We start from the raw sequence: 20,225 nt of genomic DNA, 5'->3' as shown, positions 1-20,225 counted from the left end.
TATTATTTAGCTTTTAAACACGAGCAGTATTTGCTTTCTCATAGCATACTTGCAATGATTCTTCAATGATTGTTAATCCTTCTTCAAGTTGCTCATCTGTAATCACTAATGGCATTAACACACGAATAACATTACCGTATGTTCCTGCTGATAGTAGAAGTAATCCACGTTTGTTTGCTTCTGCACACAAATTAGCTGTTAATGTTTTATCAGGTGCTTTCGTCTTACGGTCTTGAACGAGCTCGAATGCACACATTGCTCCTAAACCACGCACATCACCAATGCAATTATATTTATTTTTCATCTCTTCGAATCGGTTCATTACGACTTTTCCTAATTCTATCGCTCTATCATTTAAATTCTCTTTTTCTATTACATCCAGTACTGCTAATGCTGCCGCACACCCTAGTGGGCTTCCCGCATACGTTCCGCCAAGCTCTCCCGGTGCAGACTCATTCAAAATTTCTTTGCGCCCAATAACACCACTAATCGGTACACCAGCGCCTAATGATTTAGATACCGTAATTAAATCTGGAACGACATCATAATGATCAATCGCAAAATACTTGCCTGTACGGCTAAATCCTGTTTGAATTTCATCCGCGACAAATAAGATGCCGTGTTCTGAACAAATATTGCGTACTGCTTGCACAAACTTCTTACTTGGTACGATAAATCCGCCTTCCCCTTGAACAGGTTCCATGACAACGGCTGCTATTGTTTCTGGTGCTACTTCTGATATGAAGAAATTCTTAAACTCTTCAATCATAAAGTCATCGTACTGCTCTTCAGTTAGTCCTTCTGGGCGACGATATTCATAAGGGAATGGCGCTTTATATACTTCTGGAGCAAATGGGCCAAATCCAAATTTATATGGTTTTACTTTACTTGTCATCGTCATTGTCATTAATGTACGTCCGTGGAAACCTTTAGAAAATGCGATAATACCAGGTCTTTTTGTATATTTACGAGCGATTTTCACCGCGTTCTCAACCGCTTCGGCACCACTATTTAAAAATAGTACTTGCTTATCAAAACTTCCTGGCGCTAATGCCGCAAGTTTTTCTGCTAATTCAATATATGGCTCATACATCATGACATTAAATCCAGTATGAATGTATTGATCTACTTGTTTATGAAGCGCTTCTTTAACAGCTGGATGACAATGGCCTACATTAATTGTTCCGATTGCTCCTGCGAAATCAATGTACTGATTACCATCAACATCTGTTACAAGAGCACCATTTGCAGATTGTACAAACGTTGGGATACCGTTACTTACTCCTTTTGGCACTATATTTTGACGGCGTTCTAATAAAGACGCTGCTTTCGGTCCAGGAATTTGTTCATTTACTTTAGCAAATTTTTTTGTGTTCATTACGTACCCCATCCTTTTCTTTACATTGTTTTCTCTTTTCTTTGCAAAATGTATGCCAACATTCTTTTCCAGCATTCATCCTACATACCTTCTATGTCGACATAAAAAATAAGTCTATAAAGACTCATCAAGAGTCCTTATAGACTTATTTTTCTTACACACTAGACTTTCCTTGTTCCCAGATTAACTCACCCGAATGAGAAATAAACTCCCCAACAGATTGTACGACTAAATCAGCAAGTGGTTCTAACGTTTGACGATCCCCTGTACCTGATAGTACTCCAATTGCATAACAATCGCCGCCATTTTTCGCTAAATATAAATCAGTTGGTGTATCCCCAACGACTGCCACCTCACATGCTTCTAAATGAAACCTCTCACAAAAAGATTCTATAATTCTTTTATCTGGTTTTTGTGCCGGAAACGTATCTGAAGCTACAACATAATCAAAAAAAGAATCTAATTGATACTGTTTTAAAAATAATTCTGTCGGTGCGAAATCATCAGCTGTCACAACACCTAAAATAAATCCTCTATCCTTTAAACCTTGTAAAATCCTCGGTAAATCCGCCGTCATTTTCATATAGGAACGATGCTCGTACATAAGAGAAAATAATTTTTCACTTACCCACTCATGCATTTCCTCTTCCTTACATGACGTAATATACTTACAAAGCCCCTTTGCAACATCAAGGCTTGTTCCTGCCGCTATTGCGCTAAGAGGGTTCACAAATGCCCCATCCACGCCGATTTCTTTTAATAAAGTAGACTTCATTGACTTTGGCAATTCATATAAATTTATACATTCCGCCACAAGTTCTTCAGCTACTTTTATCCAAATTGAATGAAAATCCATTAACGTCCCATCTTTATCAAATAGTATTGCTTTTACCTTCTCCATAGCACCCTACCTCTCGTTTCTTATCTCCTCCAGTGTATCAATAAAATATGGATATAAAATAAACGAATTGTAAAAATACCATAAAAATCAAACTAACTCCCAATTTACAATTCCTCTATATAATAAAAAGGATGCCTTTACAGGGCATCCTCTTGGTGTTCAGGAACAAAGAGTTCAAGACAATGATACATATTTTCGAATTCCATTGGTGCGTCTCCACCGTATTCACCATCTAAATTAATCATTAGTTTATCTGGTGAATGTACTTTAATTCGATTCGCTTGTGTGTATAGCACTTTTGGATTATTAATATGTTCACCACGCTGCGCTTGTGTTGCTGCCTTAATTAAGTCAGCAATAGAACCTTTTTTCAACACTAATAAATCAAATAAGCCATCGTTAATTGATGCATATGGTGCTACCTTTTCAAAGCCACCCACTGAACGAGTATTCGTAATTAAAAACATCGTAATTTCTTCTTGTAGTAATTTTCCATCATACTCAATTTCAACATATGTTGGATGTAATGATGGTAACATTTCGATACCTTTTAAATAATAAGCAAGTTGTCCTAATACTGTCTTTAGCTTACTCGGTACTTCATATGTTAATTCTGTAATACGACCGCCACCAGCGATATTAATAAAATATGTATCGTTTGCTCTACCAAGATCTAACGGAACTGTTTTCCCTTCACAAATAATATCCGCAGCCTCTTCAATAGCACGAGGTACACCGATCGCACGCGCAAAATCATTTGTCGTTCCAACTGGAATAATTCCAAACTTTGGACGATGTTCATGTCCTACTAAGCCGTTCACCACTTCATTTAATGTACCATCACCACCAGCTGCGATAACAACATCAAACTTACGATCCGCAGCTTGCCTCGCTGCCACAGTCGCATCTCCAGGACCAGTTGTCGCATGACAAGACGCTTCATATCCAGCTTGTTCTAATTTTTGTAATACTTCCGGTAAGCTCTTCTTAAATAGCTCGCGCCCAGAAGTAGGATTATAAATAATTCTTGCTCGCTTCATCATTTATTAGCACAGGAAATTTCTTTATGCATTAAAAAAGAACATACCGAACTTCTATTCAGTATTCCCATGCCTACCTCCTCTCATCTTCCTATCCTTTTTTTATCTCGCTTAAACAGGCAGTAAGAACCCGATTCGTGTAGCCCATCAAAAATAAATATTCATTTTGATGGTTTTGTTTTATTTAACAAAAAAATTTATGTCCATCTATTTCCTCTTAACAATTTACATATAACGAATAATAATTATCTATTATTTCATGAGATGAAAAAAACCTCTATGTCTAGATTTATCATTATTCCCACCTTTTTGCAACTATCATACCATAGTTGCTATACAAACATTTTTCCACTTTTAACAGTTAATCAAACGTTTGTTTAAACGATTTTCTCTCATTTAAACAAACGTTTGATTAACCTAGAAAAACACCCATGTACGGGTGTTTTTCTACTTAACCTTTAAAAGTTACTACTATTATCGCTTATTAATCTCTTCAAGTAAGATTTTGTTAACAAGCGGTGGATTTGCTTGTCCTTTTGTAGCTTTCATAATTTGACCAACTAAGAAGCCAATTGCACGGTCTTTACCGTTTTTAAAGTCTTCGATAGATTGCTCATTATTATCAAGAATTTCTGTTACAACTTTACGAAGTGTACCCTCGTCAGAAATTTGAACAAGACCTTTTGCTTTAACGATTTCTTCTGGGTCTCCACCTTTTTCAATTAATTCATTAAATACTTTCTTCGCGATTTTAGAAGAAATTGTACCTTTTTCAATTAATTGAACCATTTTAGATAAACCAGCAGGCGTTAATGCAACGTCTTTTAATTCTTTTTGTTGTTTGTTTAAGTATGCAAGTACTTCACCCATTAACCAGTTTGATGTTAATTTCGCATCAGCCCCGTCTGCAACAGTTGCTTCAAAGAAATCAGACATTTCTTTCGTTAATGTTAATACATGTGCATCATAAGCTGGTAAGCCTAATTCTGCAACGTAGCGAGCTTTACGCGCATCTGGAAGTTCTGGAATAGAGGCACGAACCGCTTCTTTCCACTCATCATCGATGTAAAGTTCAACTAAATCTGGCTCTGGGAAGTAACGGTAATCGTCAGATCCTTCTTTCACACGCATTAAAATTGTTTTCTTCGTTGCTTCATCATAACGACGTGTTTCTTGTTGGATGATACCGCCAGATAACAATTCTTTTTCTTGGCGCACTTGCTCGTGCTCAAGACCTTTTTGTACGTAAGTGAATGAGTTTAAGTTTTTCAGTTCCGCTTTTGTACCGAACTTTTCTTGTCCAACTGGACGAAGGGAAATGTTCGCATCACAGCGTAAGGAACCTTCTTCCATCTTACAATCAGATACGCCAGTGTATTGAATGATTGATTTTAACTTCTCTAAGTATGCATATGCTTCTTCTGGCGTACGCATATCTGGCTCAGATACGATCTCGATTAAAGGCATACCTTGACGATTGTAATCTACTAATGAACCATCAGCTGTATGCGTTGATTTACCAGCATCTTCTTCTAAATGAAGACGTGTAATACCGATACGCTTCTTTTTACCGCCTACTTCGATTTCAATCCAACCATTTTCACCGATTGGCTTATCAAATTGAGAAATTTGGTAAGCTTTCGGATTATCTGGGTAGAAATAGTTTTTACGGTCGAACTTCGTTTCCGTTGCGATTTCACAGTTTAATGCCATTGCAGCTTTCATTGCAAAGTTAACTGCTTCTTTATTTAAAGTAGGAAGTACCCCTGGGTATCCTAAGTCAATTACACTTGTTTGTGTATTTGGCTCCGCTCCGAATTCTGTTGGACTCGCAGAGAAAATTTTCGAATTTGTTTTTAACTCAACGTGAACCTCTAAACCAATAATTGTTTCTAAATTCATCTATGCTCGCCTCCTTACAGACTTGCTTTTTTTGTATGATAGTCTGTTGCTTGCTCAAACGCATGTGCAACGCGGTAAATTGTCGCTTCATCGAAGTGTTTACCAATGATTTGTAGACCAAGTGGCATGTTGTTAGCACCGAATCCACATGGAACAGAAATCGCTGGAACACCCGCTAAGTTTACTGGGATTGTTAAAATGTCATTTGCATACATTGTCATTGGATCATCAACTTTTTCGCCCACTTTAAATGCCGGAGTTGGCGTTGTTGGTCCAATAATAACATCGTAGTTAGCAAATACATTTTCAAAGTCGTTCTTAATTAATGTACGTACTTGTTGTGCTTTTTTGTAATATGCATCATAGTAACCAGAGCTAAGTGCAAATGTACCAAGCATAATACGACGTTTTACTTCATCACCGAAACCTTCGCTACGTGTGTTTTTGTATAGATCTAATAAATTATTTACATTATCAGAACGAACACCGTAACGTACGCCATCAAAGCGTGAAAGATTAGCAGATGCTTCAGAAGAAGATAATAAGTAATACGTTGCTAGAGCGTATTTAGAGTGTGGAAGAGATACTTCCTCCCAAGTTGCGCCCATACCTTCTAATACTTTTAAAGCAGCTAGTACTGACTCACGAGCTTCTTCGCCAACACCTTCTCCTAAGTATTCTTTCGGTACAGCAATGCGTAAACCTTTAACGTCGCCTGTTAAACCAGCTAAGTAGTTTCCTACTTCAACGTTAGCAGAAGTTGCATCCATACGATCAATGCCTGAAATAGCTTGTAATAAGTATGCATTGTCTTCTACTGTACGTGTAATCGGTCCGATTTGGTCAAGTGAAGATGCGAACGCTACTAATCCGTAACGAGATACGCGTCCGTAAGTTGGTTTTAAACCTACAACGCCGCAATATGCAGCTGGCTGACGGATAGAACCACCCGTATCAGAACCTAGAGAGAATAATACTTCTCCTGCTGCTACAGCTGCTGCAGAACCACCACTAGATCCGCCTGGAACGTAATCTAAGTTCCATGGATTTTTCGTAGCGTAGAAACCTGAGTTTTCATTTGAAGAACCCATTGCGAACTCGTCCATATTTAATTTACCGATTGTAATTGTGTCAGCAGCTTTTAGCTTTTGCACAACTGTCGCATCATAAATTGGATCGAAGTTTGCTAACATTTTGCTCGCACAAGTAGTACGAAGACCGTTAGTTACAATGTTATCTTTTACACCAATTGGCATACCGAATAATAAACCATTATCTTCAGCACCAATTTTCGCATCTAATTCTTTCGCTTTTGCGCGTGCATTTTCTTCATCTAATGTAAGAAAAGCTTTTACGTTATCCTCAACATCCGCAATACGTTTGTAAGATTCTTCTACTAAATCCGTAACGGAAATTTCTTTGTTGTTTAATTTCTTATGTAACTCTGATACTGAATGATCAAATAATGACATCGAAATTCCCCTCCTCTATTCTAATACTGCTGGAACACGGATTTGATTATCTTTGTGATCCGGTGCATTTTTTAATACTTCTTCAACTGGTAAACCTTTTTCTGGTATATCTTCACGCATAACATTTTTCATAGTTAATACATGAGTTGTTGGTTTTACATCTGTTGTATCTAATTCATTTAACTGTTCTGCAAATGTAACAATTGCATCTAGTTGTTTTTGAAATTTTTCTGCTTCTTGATCAGTAATTGCAAGACGTGCTAAATGTGCTACGTGCTTTACATTCTCAACGGAAATTCTTGACACGGCTAGGCCACCTCCATAATATATCGTTCAATCTACAATACTATTGATGATACCAAATTTTCAGTACTTCAAGCAAGTCAACACACGGCACTTACGGCATTTTTACATAAAAAAAGAAAGGCAAATGCCTTTCTTTACAATTTACTCTTTATCCAACGGTTTATTTTTCGGAAATCTCTCGTTATCTTCTTCATTATCACGAATTGTTTTTTGTAATACAAAACAAGACATCGTTAAAAATAATGTTCCAATTAAATAATATCCTTTTACACTAAGCGTTTCATCTAACGTATAAATTCCAATTAGCATACCTGAAAGCGCGCAAACAAATGAAGTCCATGCTAAAAACGTGAACGCTTGCGTATTACGTCTTCTCATTGTTCTCCCCCTCGTTAGCTGTACATCCATTATAGATAAGTATATTTACTATGATGGATTTTTATCCCACTTTAATGNNATAATCAGTGGGGATGAAGAAAACCCCCACTGATTAAAGTTTCACTTTATGTAAATTCTCGTTTTATATTTATAAATCTATCACAAAAGAATACTATTTTAAAGTTAGTTTTCTGTCTAATCTGAAAAAACAGTTAAAACTATTGACATTTATTTCAATTCTGCATAAAATAAAAACAAATATTACGAACCTCGAAATATACGGGAGTGGAAATAATTGTTGCAATACGAACATTTTTTAGACTTACTGCTAGATAACGCCAAGAAACTTTTTTATCCTGAAGAATGGGTAAGCCTAGATTTAACACTTTCTAAAACAGAAGTATTTTGTTTACTTTGGATGGAGCGAAATACAGATACTACAATGACAAAAATTGCTGACCTTCTTGATATACCGATGAGTACAACGACAGGTGTTGTAAATCGCCTTGTAAAAAAGGGATATATCGAAAGGTACCGTAATGAAAGCGACCGACGCATTGTATTCATTCGTTTAACAGAAAACGGTGTAATGCTCGTTCAAGAAGTAAAACAAAATGCAGCCCATTACTTTAACCTAGTGACAGAAGCATTATCAGAAGAAGAAAAAGCATTCTTACTACAAATATTGCAAAAGATTATGAATCACATTGCTACGTCACAGCAAAGAACAGAAGAAAGAGTTTCTACACCTAAAATGAAAAACATTCCGATTGAATAAAAACCCTAATAGGGTTTTTATTCAAAAAAATATTTCGTAACTCGTAATATTCGATACTCGAAACAAAGGGGGTAGAATAATGAGAATTATTTTGTATACAGGTAAAGGCGGCGTAGGAAAAACTAGCATTTCAGCAGCAACAGCACTTCAAAGCGCAAAACAAGGATTAAAAACATTAGTAATGAGTACAGATCCTGCTCATAGTTTAGGAGATTCATTTGGTATAAAGCTATCTTCTGAGCCATTAGCAATTCGTGAAAATTTGTGGGCACAAGAAATTAATACGATTTATGAGATGGAAAAAGGCTGGGGAAAGCTACAGAAATATATTACACTACTCTTCACTTCAAAAGCAGCTGATGATATTACCACAGAAGAGTTAACGATGTTTCCTGGTATGGAGGATTTAATTAGCTTACTTCGCGTACTCGATTATTATAAACAAAACACATTTGATGTTATTATCATTGATTGCGCTCCAACAGGAGAAACATTAGCAATGCTCAGCTTTCCAGACATGCTCGGCTGGTGGATGGAAAAACTCTTTCCTATTAAAAGAAAAGTTTTAAAAGTTGTTCGTCCTGTAGCTCAACCACTTCTTGGTGTCCCCCTTCCAACCGATGATATTATGGACGAATTAACAAATACACTTGAACAGCTCGGAGAAATGAGAGATATTTTATCAAACCGAGACGTAACGAGTATCCGCATCGTTGTAAATCCCGAAAAAATGGTCATTAAAGAGGCTCAGCGTAGCTTTACTTATTTAAACTTATACGATTATAACGTAGATGCCATTATGATTAACCGCGTCATCCCTAACACTGTCACCGATCCTTATTTTCAAGCATGGAAAGATACCCAAAAGAAATATAAAACATTAATTCAAGATAGTTTTCAGCCCCTTCCTATTTATGAAGCTCCAATGTTTGAACAAGAGGTTGTCGGTCTATCTATGTTAGAACGTGTAGGAGACGCTTTATTTAAATCTGACTCTTCTCCTACAGAAGTGAAATTTAACGGTCGCACTCAATATGTAAAAAAAGATGGCGATGAGTATATTTTCGTTCTCTCCATTCCCTTCTCAAACAAAAGTGAACTTTCATTAAATCAAAAAGGCGATGAGCTTATCATTCGTGCTGGTTCTGTTAAGCGGAACATCACATTACCAAAAACGTTAACACATCTTTCTATTCAAGGAGCAAAATTCGAAGATGATGTACTAAACATTCGATTTGGAGGTGTAGTGCATGCGTGAGGAACTACTAAGGAAGGTCATTCATGCAAAAATAAAAGTCGGTATGAATATATTAGAAGAGTTACCTGCACCAATCCAGCAATCAGCTAAGCAAATGCTAAATATTTTACAAGAGGAGCTAGCTGCTTATCCGCAAGAACAAGAGCATCATGAAGATAATTTAAAAAGTATCATAATTGAATGAATATCTCTGGATAGAGGGCCTTTGTAGGCTTTCTATCTCCATATTGGAGTGATCTAAGTTGTTGAAAAAACATTCCACTATTATGTTTTGGATTATTCCCTTGTTATTTTTCATTCATAACCTAGAAGAATCTTTCCAAATGCCACAATATCTTGCTAATCAATTTTCAATTCATTTTATAACAAGCCAACAATTTTTCATTGCCATTTCCGCATTAACAATCTTTGTCTTACTTATCGTCTTTCTATATCAACTAAACTTCTTGTCTTCTATATACTGGGTTATTTTTATACAAGGGGCTATATTCTTCAACTCCGTTCAACATATTATTTTGTTTTTCATTTACCGTTCCTATAACCCTGGCGTAATATCGGCAGCTTTCATTTTTATCTTTTCGATTTTCTTTTTTTCATCCCAAAAACACTTAATTTATCAAAAGAAATTCGTAATTACACTCATTTTCAGTTTATTTTCTTACCCTGTTATAATTTGGATTACCTTACTATTCGCTAGATACTTTCATTCATAAAAAAAGACCAGGAAAACTCCTGGTCCATTACTCTACTTAACAAACATTGGATTCTACGTTACACAGAATTGGAAGGTACAGAATTAGGGTTTGTTTGTTAAGTAGATTATATGTTGAACGAACTAACAGCGGAGGGGTTCCTACTGTTAGTCGTTAAACCCGATAATTATTTTACGATTCTTTCAAGCTCATCAAGTGAAAGATCTACTGAAATGGAACCATCATTTGTTTCTTTTTTAATTGCATCTGTTACTTCTTTTGAATGATATAGTTCAATTACTTTTTTCAGTGTTGGATCATCTTTGTCTTTCGTACGAGCTGCGAAAATATTAATATATGGCTTTGCATTTTCATTCTTTGGATCTTCTAAAAAAATCGGATCCTTCGCTGGATCTAGTCCAGCTTGACCAGCAACACCGTTATTAATAACTGACGCTGCAACATCTTTTAATACACGAGGTGTTTGCTGTGCGATAACCGGTGTAACTTTTAACTTCTTTGGATTTTCAGCAATGCCGCTTGGATCTCCGAATAAGCCAAAGTCTTTCTTAAGCTTTACTAATCCAGCTGCATCAAGAAGTTTTAATGCACGCGCTTGGTTCGTTGGATCATTTGGAATCGCAATTTCTGAACCATCTGGAATTTCATTTGCTTTCTTATATTTTTCAGAGTATAAGCCCATTGGTGCAATTTGCGTTGTACCAACAGCTGTAATATCTAACTTATGCTCTTTTTTAAACTGCTCTAAGAAAGCAATATGCTGGAATGAATTTAGTTCAATATCTCCATCAGCTAACGCTTTATTTGGCGTTGTGTAATCAGAGAACTCAACCAGTTTAATTTTAATCCCTTCTTTTTCAGCTTTCCTCTTCAAAATTTCCCAAACGTCTCCATCCGTTCCAGTTACACCGACGCGAACTACTTTTTCTTTCGCTCCTGCCCCTGTGTCTCCACTTGAGCAGCCACTTAACGCTGAAACCCCTACAATTGCTGATAATGCAAATGCTAAAATTTTCTTCATTTCCTTTTCCCCTCTTCCCTTTTATGATCTGCGTAAAAAGACTTTCGCAAAGTAGTTTCCTAAATTTTGAGCTACCTGTACGAGAATAATAAGTAAAACGACTGTTACGAACATAACTGATGTATCAAAACGTTGATAACCATATGTCATCGCTAAGTCACCAAGACCGCCACCACCGACAAGCCCAGCAACTGCAGAAAATTCAATTAAACCAACTGTCATAAATGTAACTCCTAAGATTAATGGTGCTAACGCTTCTGGTACAAGAATTTCAAAAACAATTCTAAATGGTGAAGCACCCATTGCTTGAGCAGCTTCAATGACCCCCTTTGGAACTGAAATAAGATTTGTTTCAACCATTCTAGCAATACCAATTGATGCAACTAACGTCATTGGGAAAATTGCTGCTGCTGTTCCAATCGTCGTTCCGATAACACTTCTTGTTAGTGGGCTTAAAGCTACTAAGAAGATGATGAATGGAACCGGACGAATTGTATTAATAATGATATTAAGAATAGAAAAGATCCATTTATTTTCTAAAAAGTTTCCTTTCCTCGTTACATATAAAAGTAAACCTAGGGGTATACCAAGAATTGTAGCGAATATTAAGGTTACAATTACCATTAAGAGGGTATCCCCCGTCGCATCTACTATGCGGGGCCAAAATATACTCCAATCAACTCGCATGAGCTTCTACCTCCTTCAGCTGCACTTGTAGTCTTAGATGTTGTAATGCTTTTTGAATTTCTTTCTGCTCACCTTGCAGTTCTACAAGTAGATTTCCAAATAACACATTTTGAAGTTCAATAATATTTCCGTACAGTACGTTTACATCGACGTTATAGTTTTTCGCGATATACGATAGTACCGGCTGTCCTGTCTCTTCGCCAGTAAATGTTAAGCGATAAATCTGTCCACCATTTTGAATTTTCCCTAGAACACTTTCCGGTAAATGATCATTAATGATAGAGCGTACAAAGTTTTGAGTCGTCTTTGTTTTTGGTTGTGTAAAAACGTCAAACAGTTTTCCTTCTTCAATAACCTTTCCCTTCTCCATTACAGCTACACGGTGACAAATTTCTTTCACAACATGCATTTCATGTGTAATAAGAAGAATTGTTACATTGTATTCTCGATTTACTTTCTTTAATAAGCTCAAAATTTCTGTCGTTGTTTCTGGATCTAAAGCTGATGTTGCCTCATCACATATAAGGATATCAGGTGATGTCGCCAGTGCCCTAGCAATACCAACACGCTGTTTTTGACCACCTGATAGTTGCTCTGGATAATAGTCTGCTTTATCTTCTAACCCGACAAACTTCAGCAGTTCATTTACTCTTTCTTTTATCTCATTCTTTGGTACTTTCGCTAATTTTAATGGATACGCAATATTCCCAAACACTGTCCTTGAATTAAATAAATTAAAACTTTGAAAAATCATCCCTATTCTTTGTCTTAGCTTCCGTAATTCTTTCGTCGATAGTGATGTAATACCTTTATCATCTATTGAAATCGTTCCTGCTGTTGGTCTCTCTAACATATTTACTAAGCGTAATAACGTACTCTTTCCAGCGCCACTAAAACCGATAATGCCGAAAATTTCGCCCTTTTCAATCGATAACGTTACATCCTCCACCGCATGAACAGATTGCCCACCTGATTCATATACTTTGCTTACGTTGTTAAAAGAAATCATTTTTTCCCCTCCTATATGCTGTAAAAACTTGAAGTAGAGCTTTCGAGGTAAAATAAAAAGTGCTCTCCTTCTTATCAAACATAAAGATAAGAAGGAGAGCACTTATATGTACTCGTTCACATCTTCTCATCTTCCAAGCCTTTATAAGGCTTGCTGGAGTTAGCACGGTATTAAAAAACCCGTTGCTGAGGTATCATAGGGCCAGTCCCTCCACCTCTCTGGATAAGAATGTATCGATTTAATTGTCGTTTAATTAATTCTCATTATAGAACTCAGAATAATAAGAGTCAATACATTTTTTAGAAAAGTATTAATTATTTCTTTATTATAATTTTCAGATGAAATTCCGTGAGAAAATCGTAATTTTTAAAGTTATGTAAAATTCTCCTCTCGCATATTTTTTAAAAGGATAATCTTCTCTACTAATTGAATACCATTATTTGAATATAAAATCGGAGGAAGATAAATATATGAAAACAGCCCTTTTACTCGTTGATATTCAAAATGATTATTTTCCACAAGGAAAGATGGAATTACGTAATCCGGTAGAAGCAAGCAACTATGCTAATCAGCTACTACAACTCTTTAGAACGAGAAATGAACCTATTTTTCATATTCAACATGTAGCAATAAAGGATGACGCTACTTTTTTCCTACCAAATACAGAAGGTGTACATATTCATAAAAGCGTACGCCCACTTAGAAATGAAACCGTTATAATCAAACATTATCCAAATAGTTTTCGGGAAACTGATCTTCTAGAACAATTACAACGTTTAAACATCGAGCACGTCGTCATATGTGGGATGATGACTCATATGTGTATTGATGCTACCGTAAGAGCTGCTTTTGATTTCGGCTTTCAATGTACCGTTATACATGATGCTTGTGCTACAAAAGATCTTTCTTTTAAGAATGCTACTATACCAGCCGTTTATATTCATAATACAATTTTGGCTAGTTTAAATGGCGTATATGCAAATGTAATGAGCACAGAGGAGTTTGTAGCTACAAACAAACACTCCCTTCAGTGAGCAAAACCGAAAGGAGTGTTTCTTGTCAAACCATAGATTTTCTTTCAAATTGTATTATACAGGAAATCCTTAAAATGAATACTAAAAAATGTGACTAATAAGTCAACTTTTCTCATTGTTTTGTTTCTATTTACATGTTTATCCCGATATGAATAGGGTTTAGCTAGTTCTATTCGCCAATTAGTAATATATAGTAAATCGTTTTTCGTTCAAACTAACTAGTCTCCCCTATTATTTATCTGTTTGTTTTTGCTTCTTTTTCAAATATTCCGCACGCAATTTTTCAATTTGCTGCTTTTTATCAAATTTGACAGGCGTCTGTTTTTCATGAAACTTTGCCACAGCTACTTGGCTTTTATAATCCAATTGATATTTTCCCACTTTGTTCACCTACTTTTCTTGTCTTTAAAGAGAATTTATTTAACCAATATAATATACCTTATTTTACTGAAGTAAACCTTATTAGTTTTTCTACTGATATCTATCTTGATCCATATATAGATAATTTTTTCAAAAAAAGAGATCTTCGCAGACTGCGAAGATCTCTTTTACTATTTCTTATAAAGTTTCAGAAGTAGTTTTTGCTTGCATGTGAAGTGCTAAGTAGTCAGGGCCACCAGCTTTAGAGTCTGTACCGGACATGTTAAAGCCACCGAATGGTTGGTAACCTACGATTGCACCAGTACATCCACGGTTGAAGTATAAATTACCTACGTGGAAGTCTTCACGTGCTTTTTCAATATGGTCACGGTTGTTAGAAATAACTGCTCCTGTTAAACCGTATTCTGTATTATTTGCAATTGCAAGTGCATGGTCAAAGTCTTTTGCTTTACAGAATGCTACTACTGGTCCGAAGATTTCTTCTTTCATTAGGCGAGCATCTTCTGCAACGTCAGCAACGATTGTTGGTTGGATGAACCAGCCTTTAGAATCGTCTCCTTCGCCACCTGCTAAGATTCTACCTTCTTCTTTACCAATTGCAACATAGCTCATTACTTTATCGAATGCAGCTTGGTCATTAACAGGACCCATATTTGTACCTAATACAGCTGGGTTAGCAACTGTTAATTCTTTCGTTAATTCAACAGCACGATTTAATACTTGATCGTATACATCTTCGTGGATTACTGCACGAGAACATGCAGAACATTTTTGTCCTGAGAATCCAAATGCTGATGCAACGATAGATTTAGCTGCTAATTCAAGATCTGCTTCTTTATCAACAACGATTGTATCTTTACCGCCCATTTCAGCGATAACGCGTTTTAACCAAATTTGGCCTGGGTTTACTTTCGCTGCGCGCTCATAAATACGGATACCTACATCACGAGACCCAGTGAAGCTAATGAAACGTGTACGAGGGTGATCTACTAAGTAGTCACCAACTTCAGAACCGCTACCCGGTACGAAGTTTACTACACCAGCTGGTAAGCCAGCTTCTTCTAATACTTCCATAAATTTCGCTGCTACTACAGGAGTTGTACTAGCTGGTTTTAGTAATACTGTGTTACCAGAAACTAAAGCAGCTGTTGTCATACCTGCCATAATTGCGAATGGGAAGTTCCAAGGAGAAATGATAACACCTACTCCTAATGGAATGTAAGAGAAACGATTATATTCAATTGGACGGCTTTCTACTGGAATTCCGTCTTTTAATTTCAACATTTGACGACCATAATATTCCATAAAGTCGATTGCTTCTGCTGTATCAGCATCTGCCTCATTCCATGGTTTACCTGCTTCTTTTACAAGGATAGCAGAGAATTCATGTTTTCTGCGACGAACGATTGCTGCAGCACGGAATAAAATGTCTGCACGCATTTCTGGCTTTGATTTTCTCCAAGTTTGGAATGTTTCATCCGCTACTTGCATTGCTTTTTCAGCTAACTCACGGCTTGCTTTTGAAACGCGACCAACAAGTTCCTCTTTATTTGCAGGGTTTACAGAAACAATTTTGTCTTCTGTAGTGATTTTTTCTCCCCCAATAATTAATGGATAGTCTTGTCCAAGATAAGATTCTACTTTCTTTAAACCTTCTTCAAACGCTAATTTGTTAGCCTCCACTGAAAAATCTGTAAATGGCTCATGTTTGTATGCTACTACCATTCTTTTTAGCCTCCCCTTAGAAAAACGTTTACATTTTACAACATTATTCTACACGATAATTTAGATTTATTCAAATATTCCTAGACTTATATTTTAAAAATTAATTAATTTTTAAAATATAATAAAAAAACAGAGTTATACAAATGTATAACTCTACAAAATATGAGTATATTCCAAAATGTTTTTGCTAATCAATAAAATAGTTACTAACAAAAATAAAGTTCTTACGTATCCAACACCTTTTTGAACCGCAAACTTCGATCCAAAATAAGCGCCCAAAATCATTGATAATCCCATAATAATACCGTATTCAAAATGAATTACATCTAAAAATAAAAAAGTGATTAACGATACGATATTACTAACAAAGTTCAAAAGTTTTCCAGATGCTGCCGCTTGAATAAAATCCAAACCAATTAATAAAAATGCAAAAATTAAAAAGGATCCTGTCCCTGGCCCAAAAAATCCATCGTAAAACCCTATCATTAAAATAACAAAGAAAAATATTAATATTTTTCTTTTCGTCATCTTCTTATAGGTAGATACACTTCCCCAATCTTTTTTCGCAATAATATAAATAGCAATGAATACCAACATCACAAGCACTAACGGTCGTAAAATATCCGGCGGAATAAACTTTACTACTAAAGCACCTGCGACTGCTCCTATAATAGTTAACGGGATTAACTTTCCTACAATTTTAAAATCGACCTTTCCCGATCGAATGAAATAAATCGCACTCGTAAACGTCCCCATCGTTGCAGCTAATTTATTTGTTGCAATTGCCGAAGCTGGTGGTAAACCAACAAACATAAGTGCCGGAAGCGAGATTAATCCTCCGCCGCCAACAACTGAATCAATAAAAGCTGCTAAAAAGCCGAATGCAATTAATAAAATAATGACTTGAAAACTTAATTCGTCCATGCGCTTTACCCCTTACCCCATTATTTATAACATTTTAAATTATAACAAAATTAACCAAGAAAAAAAGCCGTTCCACAAAGGAACGGCCCTTCTATTTAATCTAAAATTTTCACAAATGGTTCATCTTGCTTCGCTTCACGTATAATAATCGCTTCTGGGCGTTCTACAGATTTAATCGTTACTTGTACTTTCATATAATTCGGGAAGTATTCCATAACAAGCCCAGCTACATATTGTGTAAAGCCAATTATTTCTGCTTTCCCATTAAACTGGACAGGAATATCAAGCTTTACTTCTCTTAATTCATCGTCTCTATACATACCAGTACCGATAACAGCTGTATAGTCACCTTGGAAATAATCTCCTAATTTCGCTTTGAAGTTTGATACTCTCGCCAGATCTTCACGTTTATTATCTGTTTTCGCTTGTTCAGATGGGAACAAATAATATTTCTCATTAATTTGTTGCCAATCCTCAACCGTTTCACTGCCTTTTTCAACATTCGCATAAGAAACAAAGTTACCTGGCACGAGTGAAGCCTTTGGAGCCTGACGATAAATTGCAAATGTTATCGGAAGGGTTTTTGTTTCAGGTTTTTTTTGATGCATAACTTTCAAAATTTCTTGCGCCATTTTTTTCCCTTCAGCTAATATTTTTGCTTGCTCAATTTTAGCTTCACGCGGATAACCATGCTCTTCCTCGTAATAATGAACCGAATTCATTGCTAAACCAACTACAATCCCTTGGCGTTCATCTTTTTCGCCTTTTTTCACATAATAATCATGCTCTAAAATATTTGAAATATATATTGGATTTTTTTGATTCTTTGCCTCTAATGATTCAGATCCTCCGCCTAACGCTGGGTTTAAACCAATGTTTGGAAATTTAACTGCATCCTTTTTTAATTTGTCCTCTAGTTCCTTTTGCTCAGCATCTGTACGCTTTCTTTTAACAAGCATTTGTATAGTTTGAGCATCTAGAACATCTCCACCTTTAAAGAAATGATCTTTCGTACTAAAGGATTCTTTCGCAATACGCATTAATCCTGTTTCAAATTCATCTATATCAAGGCGATTACTTACTCCTTGTACAACTAATCCACGTGCCGCTCCTGCTTCAAATGGAATAGTCGCTTTATAATATTCATCCGAAATAGCGTACTTCGGAACGATTGCTTGTTCTTTTGCTTTCCCCGATTTCTCATCTTTATCGGCACCTGAACTACACCCACTTACAAGTAGGCCAAGGCTTAATACCGCTAATGCTATTTTTTTCATGGTAAGTTTGCACCTCTTACTTATTTAGCTCTTGTAAGAACCTCTCTTCATTCCAAACCTCAACATTATGCTTCTCTGCTTGTGCTAATTTCGAACCTGCTGCTTCACCTGCAACAACTAAATCCGTACTTTTACTAACACTTCCTGTTACTTTTCCACCTAATGCCTCAATCTTTTTCTTTGCTTCACTACGTCCCATCACTTCTAATTTACCTGTTAAAACGACAGTTTTTCCTGCGAAGTACGACTCAACATTTTGTAAATCAGCGATTTTTATACCTTTGTATGTCATGTTCACGCCGTATTCCTTAAATTGTTGTAATAACTCTAATACGTCTTCATTATCAAAATACGTCACAACAGATTGAGCCATTTTTTCACCAATCTCATTAATTGCTTTTAGTTCTTCTTCCGTCGCTTTCACAAGTGCATCCATCGTTTCAAAATGCTCTGCAAATGTACGTGCTGCTTTCGCTCCAACATGGCGAATACCAAGACCAAATAATAATCGCTCTAATGAGTTTTCTTTAGAATTCTCAATTGCTTGTACTAAATTCGTTGCTGATTTTTCACCGAATCGTTCTAACTGCAATAATTGCTCTTTCGTCAACGAATATAAATCAGCGAATGTACGAATATAATCAGCATCAAAGAGTTGTGTAATGACACGTTCTCCAAGTCCATCAATATTCATTGCATTTCTTGAAACGAAGTGGATTAACCCTTCTCGAATTTGAGCTGGACAAGTTGGATTTATACAACGAAGAGCTACCTCTTCTTCTAAACGAACTAGTTCACTCTCACATGCTGGACAATGCGTTGGCATATGATATTCTTCTTCCTCACCAGTACGCTTATCAAAAATAACGTTCACAACTTCAGGGATAATATCTCCGGCCTTCTTTACAACTACGTAGTCACCAATTCGAATGTCTTTTTCACGAATTAAATCTTCGTTATGTAAAGAAGCACGACGAACGATCGTACCAGCCACTCTCACTGGCTCTAGCTCTGCAGTCGGTGTTACAACCCCCGTGCGACCAACACTTAATTCAATACCTGTTAATCTTGTTACAACTTCTTCAGCCGGGAATTTATAAGCAATTGCCCATCTTGGACTCTTTGCTGTAGTTCCTAGACTTTCTTGAAGAGCAACATCATCTACTTTTATAACGATTCCATCAATCTCATAATCAAGATGCGGGCGTTTTTCTTGCCATTCTTCTACATAAGCTATAACTTCTTCAATTGTTTCACATGTGCGTCGATTTGGATTTGTTTTGAATCCAAGTTCACCTAAGAAATTAAGCGATTCACTATGTGATGGAATTGTTTTTTCCTCTACATTCGCAAGACCGTATACAAACATAGATAAGTTACGCTTCGCTGCAATTTTTGGGTCCAGTTGACGTATTGATCCCGCTGCTGCATTACGCGGATTCGCAAATACATCTTCACCATTTTGCTCTTTTCCTTCATTTAATTTAACGAATGAACGCTTCGGCATATAAGCTTCGCCTCGTGCTTCTAACGTTACTTCTTCATTTAAACGAAGCGGGATCGCTTTAATCGTTTTTAGATTTTGGGTAATATCTTCACCTGTTACACCATCACCACGTGTTGCCCCTTGAATAAAGCGTCCTTTTTCATAATGAAGTGAAACAGCAAGCCCGTCAATTTTTAATTCGCATATATATCTTACATTCGCACCATCAATTCCTTGGCGTACTCGTCGGTCGAAATCACGTAAATCTCCTTCGTTAAATGCATTTCCTAAACTTAACATCGGTGACTTATGTGTTACTTTTTCAAATATATCAAGAACAGTCCCCCCAACGCGAACGGAGGGAGAGTCTTCACTCATAAACTCTGGGTTCTCTGCTTCTAATTTTATAAGCTCCTGCATATTACGGTCGTACTCCGCATCAGAAACAGAAGGATTGTCTAATACGTGATATTGATAGTTAAATGTATTTAACAAATCACGTAATTCTTCTATACGTTTTTTTGCTATCTCTTTTGACATATCTTCATTCCTTTC

At 36.3% G+C, this 20,225-nt stretch carries 20 protein-coding genes and 1 riboswitch; of the genes, 5 read left to right on the top strand and 15 right to left on the bottom strand.

Annotation, left to right across the window (positions count from 1 at the left end; translation table 11 throughout):
* Nucleotides 1-13 precede the first annotated feature (13 nt).
* From gabT to COL05_RS23685, 7 genes are all read right to left on the bottom strand, one after another.
* Nucleotides 14-1,378: a 4-aminobutyrate--2-oxoglutarate transaminase gene (gene gabT, locus COL05_RS23715; protein ID WP_098670370.1), complete on the bottom strand. Its 1,365-nt coding sequence runs from the start codon at nt 1,376-1,378 to the stop codon at nt 14-16.
* 154 nt (nt 1,379-1,532) lie between these two features.
* Nucleotides 1,533-2,279, bottom strand: coding sequence for an HAD family hydrolase (locus tag COL05_RS23710; protein ID WP_098670369.1), 747 nt, complete (start codon nt 2,277-2,279; stop codon nt 1,533-1,535).
* 137 nt (nt 2,280-2,416) lie between these two features.
* Nucleotides 2,417-3,322 (bottom strand): diacylglycerol kinase, encoded by a 906-nt coding sequence (locus tag COL05_RS23705; RefSeq protein WP_002174630.1) that lies wholly within the window; start codon nt 3,320-3,322, stop codon nt 2,417-2,419.
* A 471-nt stretch (nt 3,323-3,793) separates the two neighbouring features.
* Nucleotides 3,794-5,221 (bottom strand): Asp-tRNA(Asn)/Glu-tRNA(Gln) amidotransferase subunit GatB, encoded by a 1,428-nt coding sequence (gene gatB, locus COL05_RS23700; RefSeq protein WP_098670368.1) that lies wholly within the window; start codon nt 5,219-5,221, stop codon nt 3,794-3,796.
* A gap of 14 nt (nt 5,222-5,235) precedes the next feature.
* Nucleotides 5,236-6,693: an Asp-tRNA(Asn)/Glu-tRNA(Gln) amidotransferase subunit GatA gene (gene gatA / locus COL05_RS23695; protein ID WP_000051441.1), complete on the bottom strand. Its 1,458-nt coding sequence runs from the start codon at nt 6,691-6,693 to the stop codon at nt 5,236-5,238.
* Nucleotides 6,694-6,708: 15 nt separating this feature from the next.
* Nucleotides 6,709-6,999, bottom strand: a complete 291-nt coding sequence (gene gatC, locus COL05_RS23690) for an Asp-tRNA(Asn)/Glu-tRNA(Gln) amidotransferase subunit GatC (protein ID WP_071729694.1) — start codon at nt 6,997-6,999, stop codon at nt 6,709-6,711.
* Between the two features lie 141 nt (nt 7,000-7,140).
* Nucleotides 7,141-7,377 carry a YiaA/YiaB family inner membrane protein gene (locus COL05_RS23685; RefSeq protein ID WP_001254393.1) on the bottom strand — a complete coding sequence of 79 codons (237 nt, stop codon included), beginning with the start codon at nt 7,375-7,377 and terminating at the stop codon, nt 7,141-7,143.
* A 295-nt stretch (nt 7,378-7,672) separates the two neighbouring features.
* On the opposite strand from COL05_RS23685, the gene COL05_RS23680 reads away from it, so the two are divergent.
* From COL05_RS23680 to COL05_RS23665, 4 genes are all read left to right on the top strand, one after another.
* The gene (locus tag COL05_RS23680; protein ID WP_098670367.1) at nt 7,673-8,155 is read left to right on the top strand and encodes a MarR family winged helix-turn-helix transcriptional regulator; all 483 of its coding nucleotides are present in this window, start codon (nt 7,673-7,675) and stop codon (nt 8,153-8,155) included.
* 76 nt (nt 8,156-8,231) lie between these two features.
* Nucleotides 8,232-9,413 carry an ArsA family ATPase gene (locus COL05_RS23675; RefSeq protein WP_098670366.1) on the top strand — a complete coding sequence of 394 codons (1,182 nt, stop codon included), beginning with the start codon at nt 8,232-8,234 and terminating at the stop codon, nt 9,411-9,413.
* Nucleotides 9,406-9,597, top strand: coding sequence for a DUF3926 domain-containing protein (locus COL05_RS23670; protein WP_098670365.1), 192 nt, complete (start codon nt 9,406-9,408; stop codon nt 9,595-9,597). Before COL05_RS23675 ends, COL05_RS23670 begins: the two co-directional genes overlap by 8 nt.
* A gap of 61 nt (nt 9,598-9,658) precedes the next feature.
* Nucleotides 9,659-10,126, top strand: a complete 468-nt coding sequence (locus COL05_RS23665) for an HXXEE domain-containing protein (protein ID WP_142337638.1) — start codon at nt 9,659-9,661, stop codon at nt 10,124-10,126.
* A gap of 166 nt (nt 10,127-10,292) precedes the next feature.
* Here COL05_RS23665 and COL05_RS23660 read toward each other — a convergent pair whose 3' ends face one another.
* From COL05_RS23660 to COL05_RS23650, 3 genes are read right to left on the bottom strand one after another with little or no spacing between them, the layout of a single operon-like run.
* Complete coding sequence (locus tag COL05_RS23660; RefSeq protein WP_098670363.1) at nt 10,293-11,147, bottom strand: MetQ/NlpA family ABC transporter substrate-binding protein; 855 nt, start codon at nt 11,145-11,147, stop codon at nt 10,293-10,295.
* A gap of 21 nt (nt 11,148-11,168) precedes the next feature.
* Nucleotides 11,169-11,834: a methionine ABC transporter permease gene (locus COL05_RS23655; protein ID WP_098670362.1), complete on the bottom strand. Its 666-nt coding sequence runs from the start codon at nt 11,832-11,834 to the stop codon at nt 11,169-11,171.
* Nucleotides 11,824-12,843, bottom strand: a complete 1,020-nt coding sequence (locus tag COL05_RS23650; protein ID WP_098670361.1) for a methionine ABC transporter ATP-binding protein — start codon at nt 12,841-12,843, stop codon at nt 11,824-11,826. The genes COL05_RS23655 and COL05_RS23650 overlap by 11 nt, the downstream gene beginning before the upstream one ends.
* Nucleotides 12,844-12,966: 123 nt before the next feature.
* Nucleotides 12,967-13,072, bottom strand: a riboswitch (SAM riboswitch).
* Between the two features lie 241 nt (nt 13,073-13,313).
* Here COL05_RS23650 and COL05_RS23645 point away from each other — a divergent pair.
* Complete coding sequence (locus COL05_RS23645) at nt 13,314-13,877, top strand: cysteine hydrolase family protein (protein WP_098670360.1); 564 nt, start codon at nt 13,314-13,316, stop codon at nt 13,875-13,877.
* 231 nt (nt 13,878-14,108) lie between these two features.
* On the opposite strand, the gene COL05_RS31515 is transcribed toward COL05_RS23645, so the two are convergent.
* From COL05_RS31515 to ligA, 5 genes are all read right to left on the bottom strand, one after another.
* Nucleotides 14,109-14,258, bottom strand: a complete 150-nt coding sequence (locus COL05_RS31515; protein WP_098670359.1) for a hypothetical protein — start codon at nt 14,256-14,258, stop codon at nt 14,109-14,111.
* Nucleotides 14,259-14,435: 177 nt separating this feature from the next.
* A complete protein-coding gene (gene pruA, locus COL05_RS23635; protein WP_098670358.1) occupies nt 14,436-15,983 on the bottom strand; it encodes an L-glutamate gamma-semialdehyde dehydrogenase in 1,548 nt (515 codons plus the stop codon).
* Nucleotides 15,984-16,136: 153 nt separating this feature from the next.
* On the bottom strand, nt 16,137-16,907 hold the full coding sequence (locus COL05_RS23630) for a TSUP family transporter (protein ID WP_098670357.1): 771 nt from the start codon (nt 16,905-16,907) through the stop codon (nt 16,137-16,139).
* A 95-nt stretch (nt 16,908-17,002) separates the two neighbouring features.
* Nucleotides 17,003-18,184 carry a CamS family sex pheromone protein gene (locus COL05_RS23625; protein WP_098670356.1) on the bottom strand — a complete coding sequence of 394 codons (1,182 nt, stop codon included), beginning with the start codon at nt 18,182-18,184 and terminating at the stop codon, nt 17,003-17,005.
* Between the two features lie 16 nt (nt 18,185-18,200).
* Nucleotides 18,201-20,210 carry an NAD-dependent DNA ligase LigA gene (ligA, locus tag COL05_RS23620; protein ID WP_098670355.1) on the bottom strand — a complete coding sequence of 670 codons (2,010 nt, stop codon included), beginning with the start codon at nt 20,208-20,210 and terminating at the stop codon, nt 18,201-18,203.
* Nucleotides 20,211-20,225 lie beyond the last annotated feature (15 nt).

This window comes from Bacillus sp. AFS059628 (assembly GCF_002571225.1).
In the GTDB taxonomy this organism is placed as follows: domain Bacteria; phylum Bacillota; class Bacilli; order Bacillales; family Bacillaceae_G; genus Bacillus_A.
This window is presented reverse-complemented; position numbering and strand designations above follow the sequence as displayed.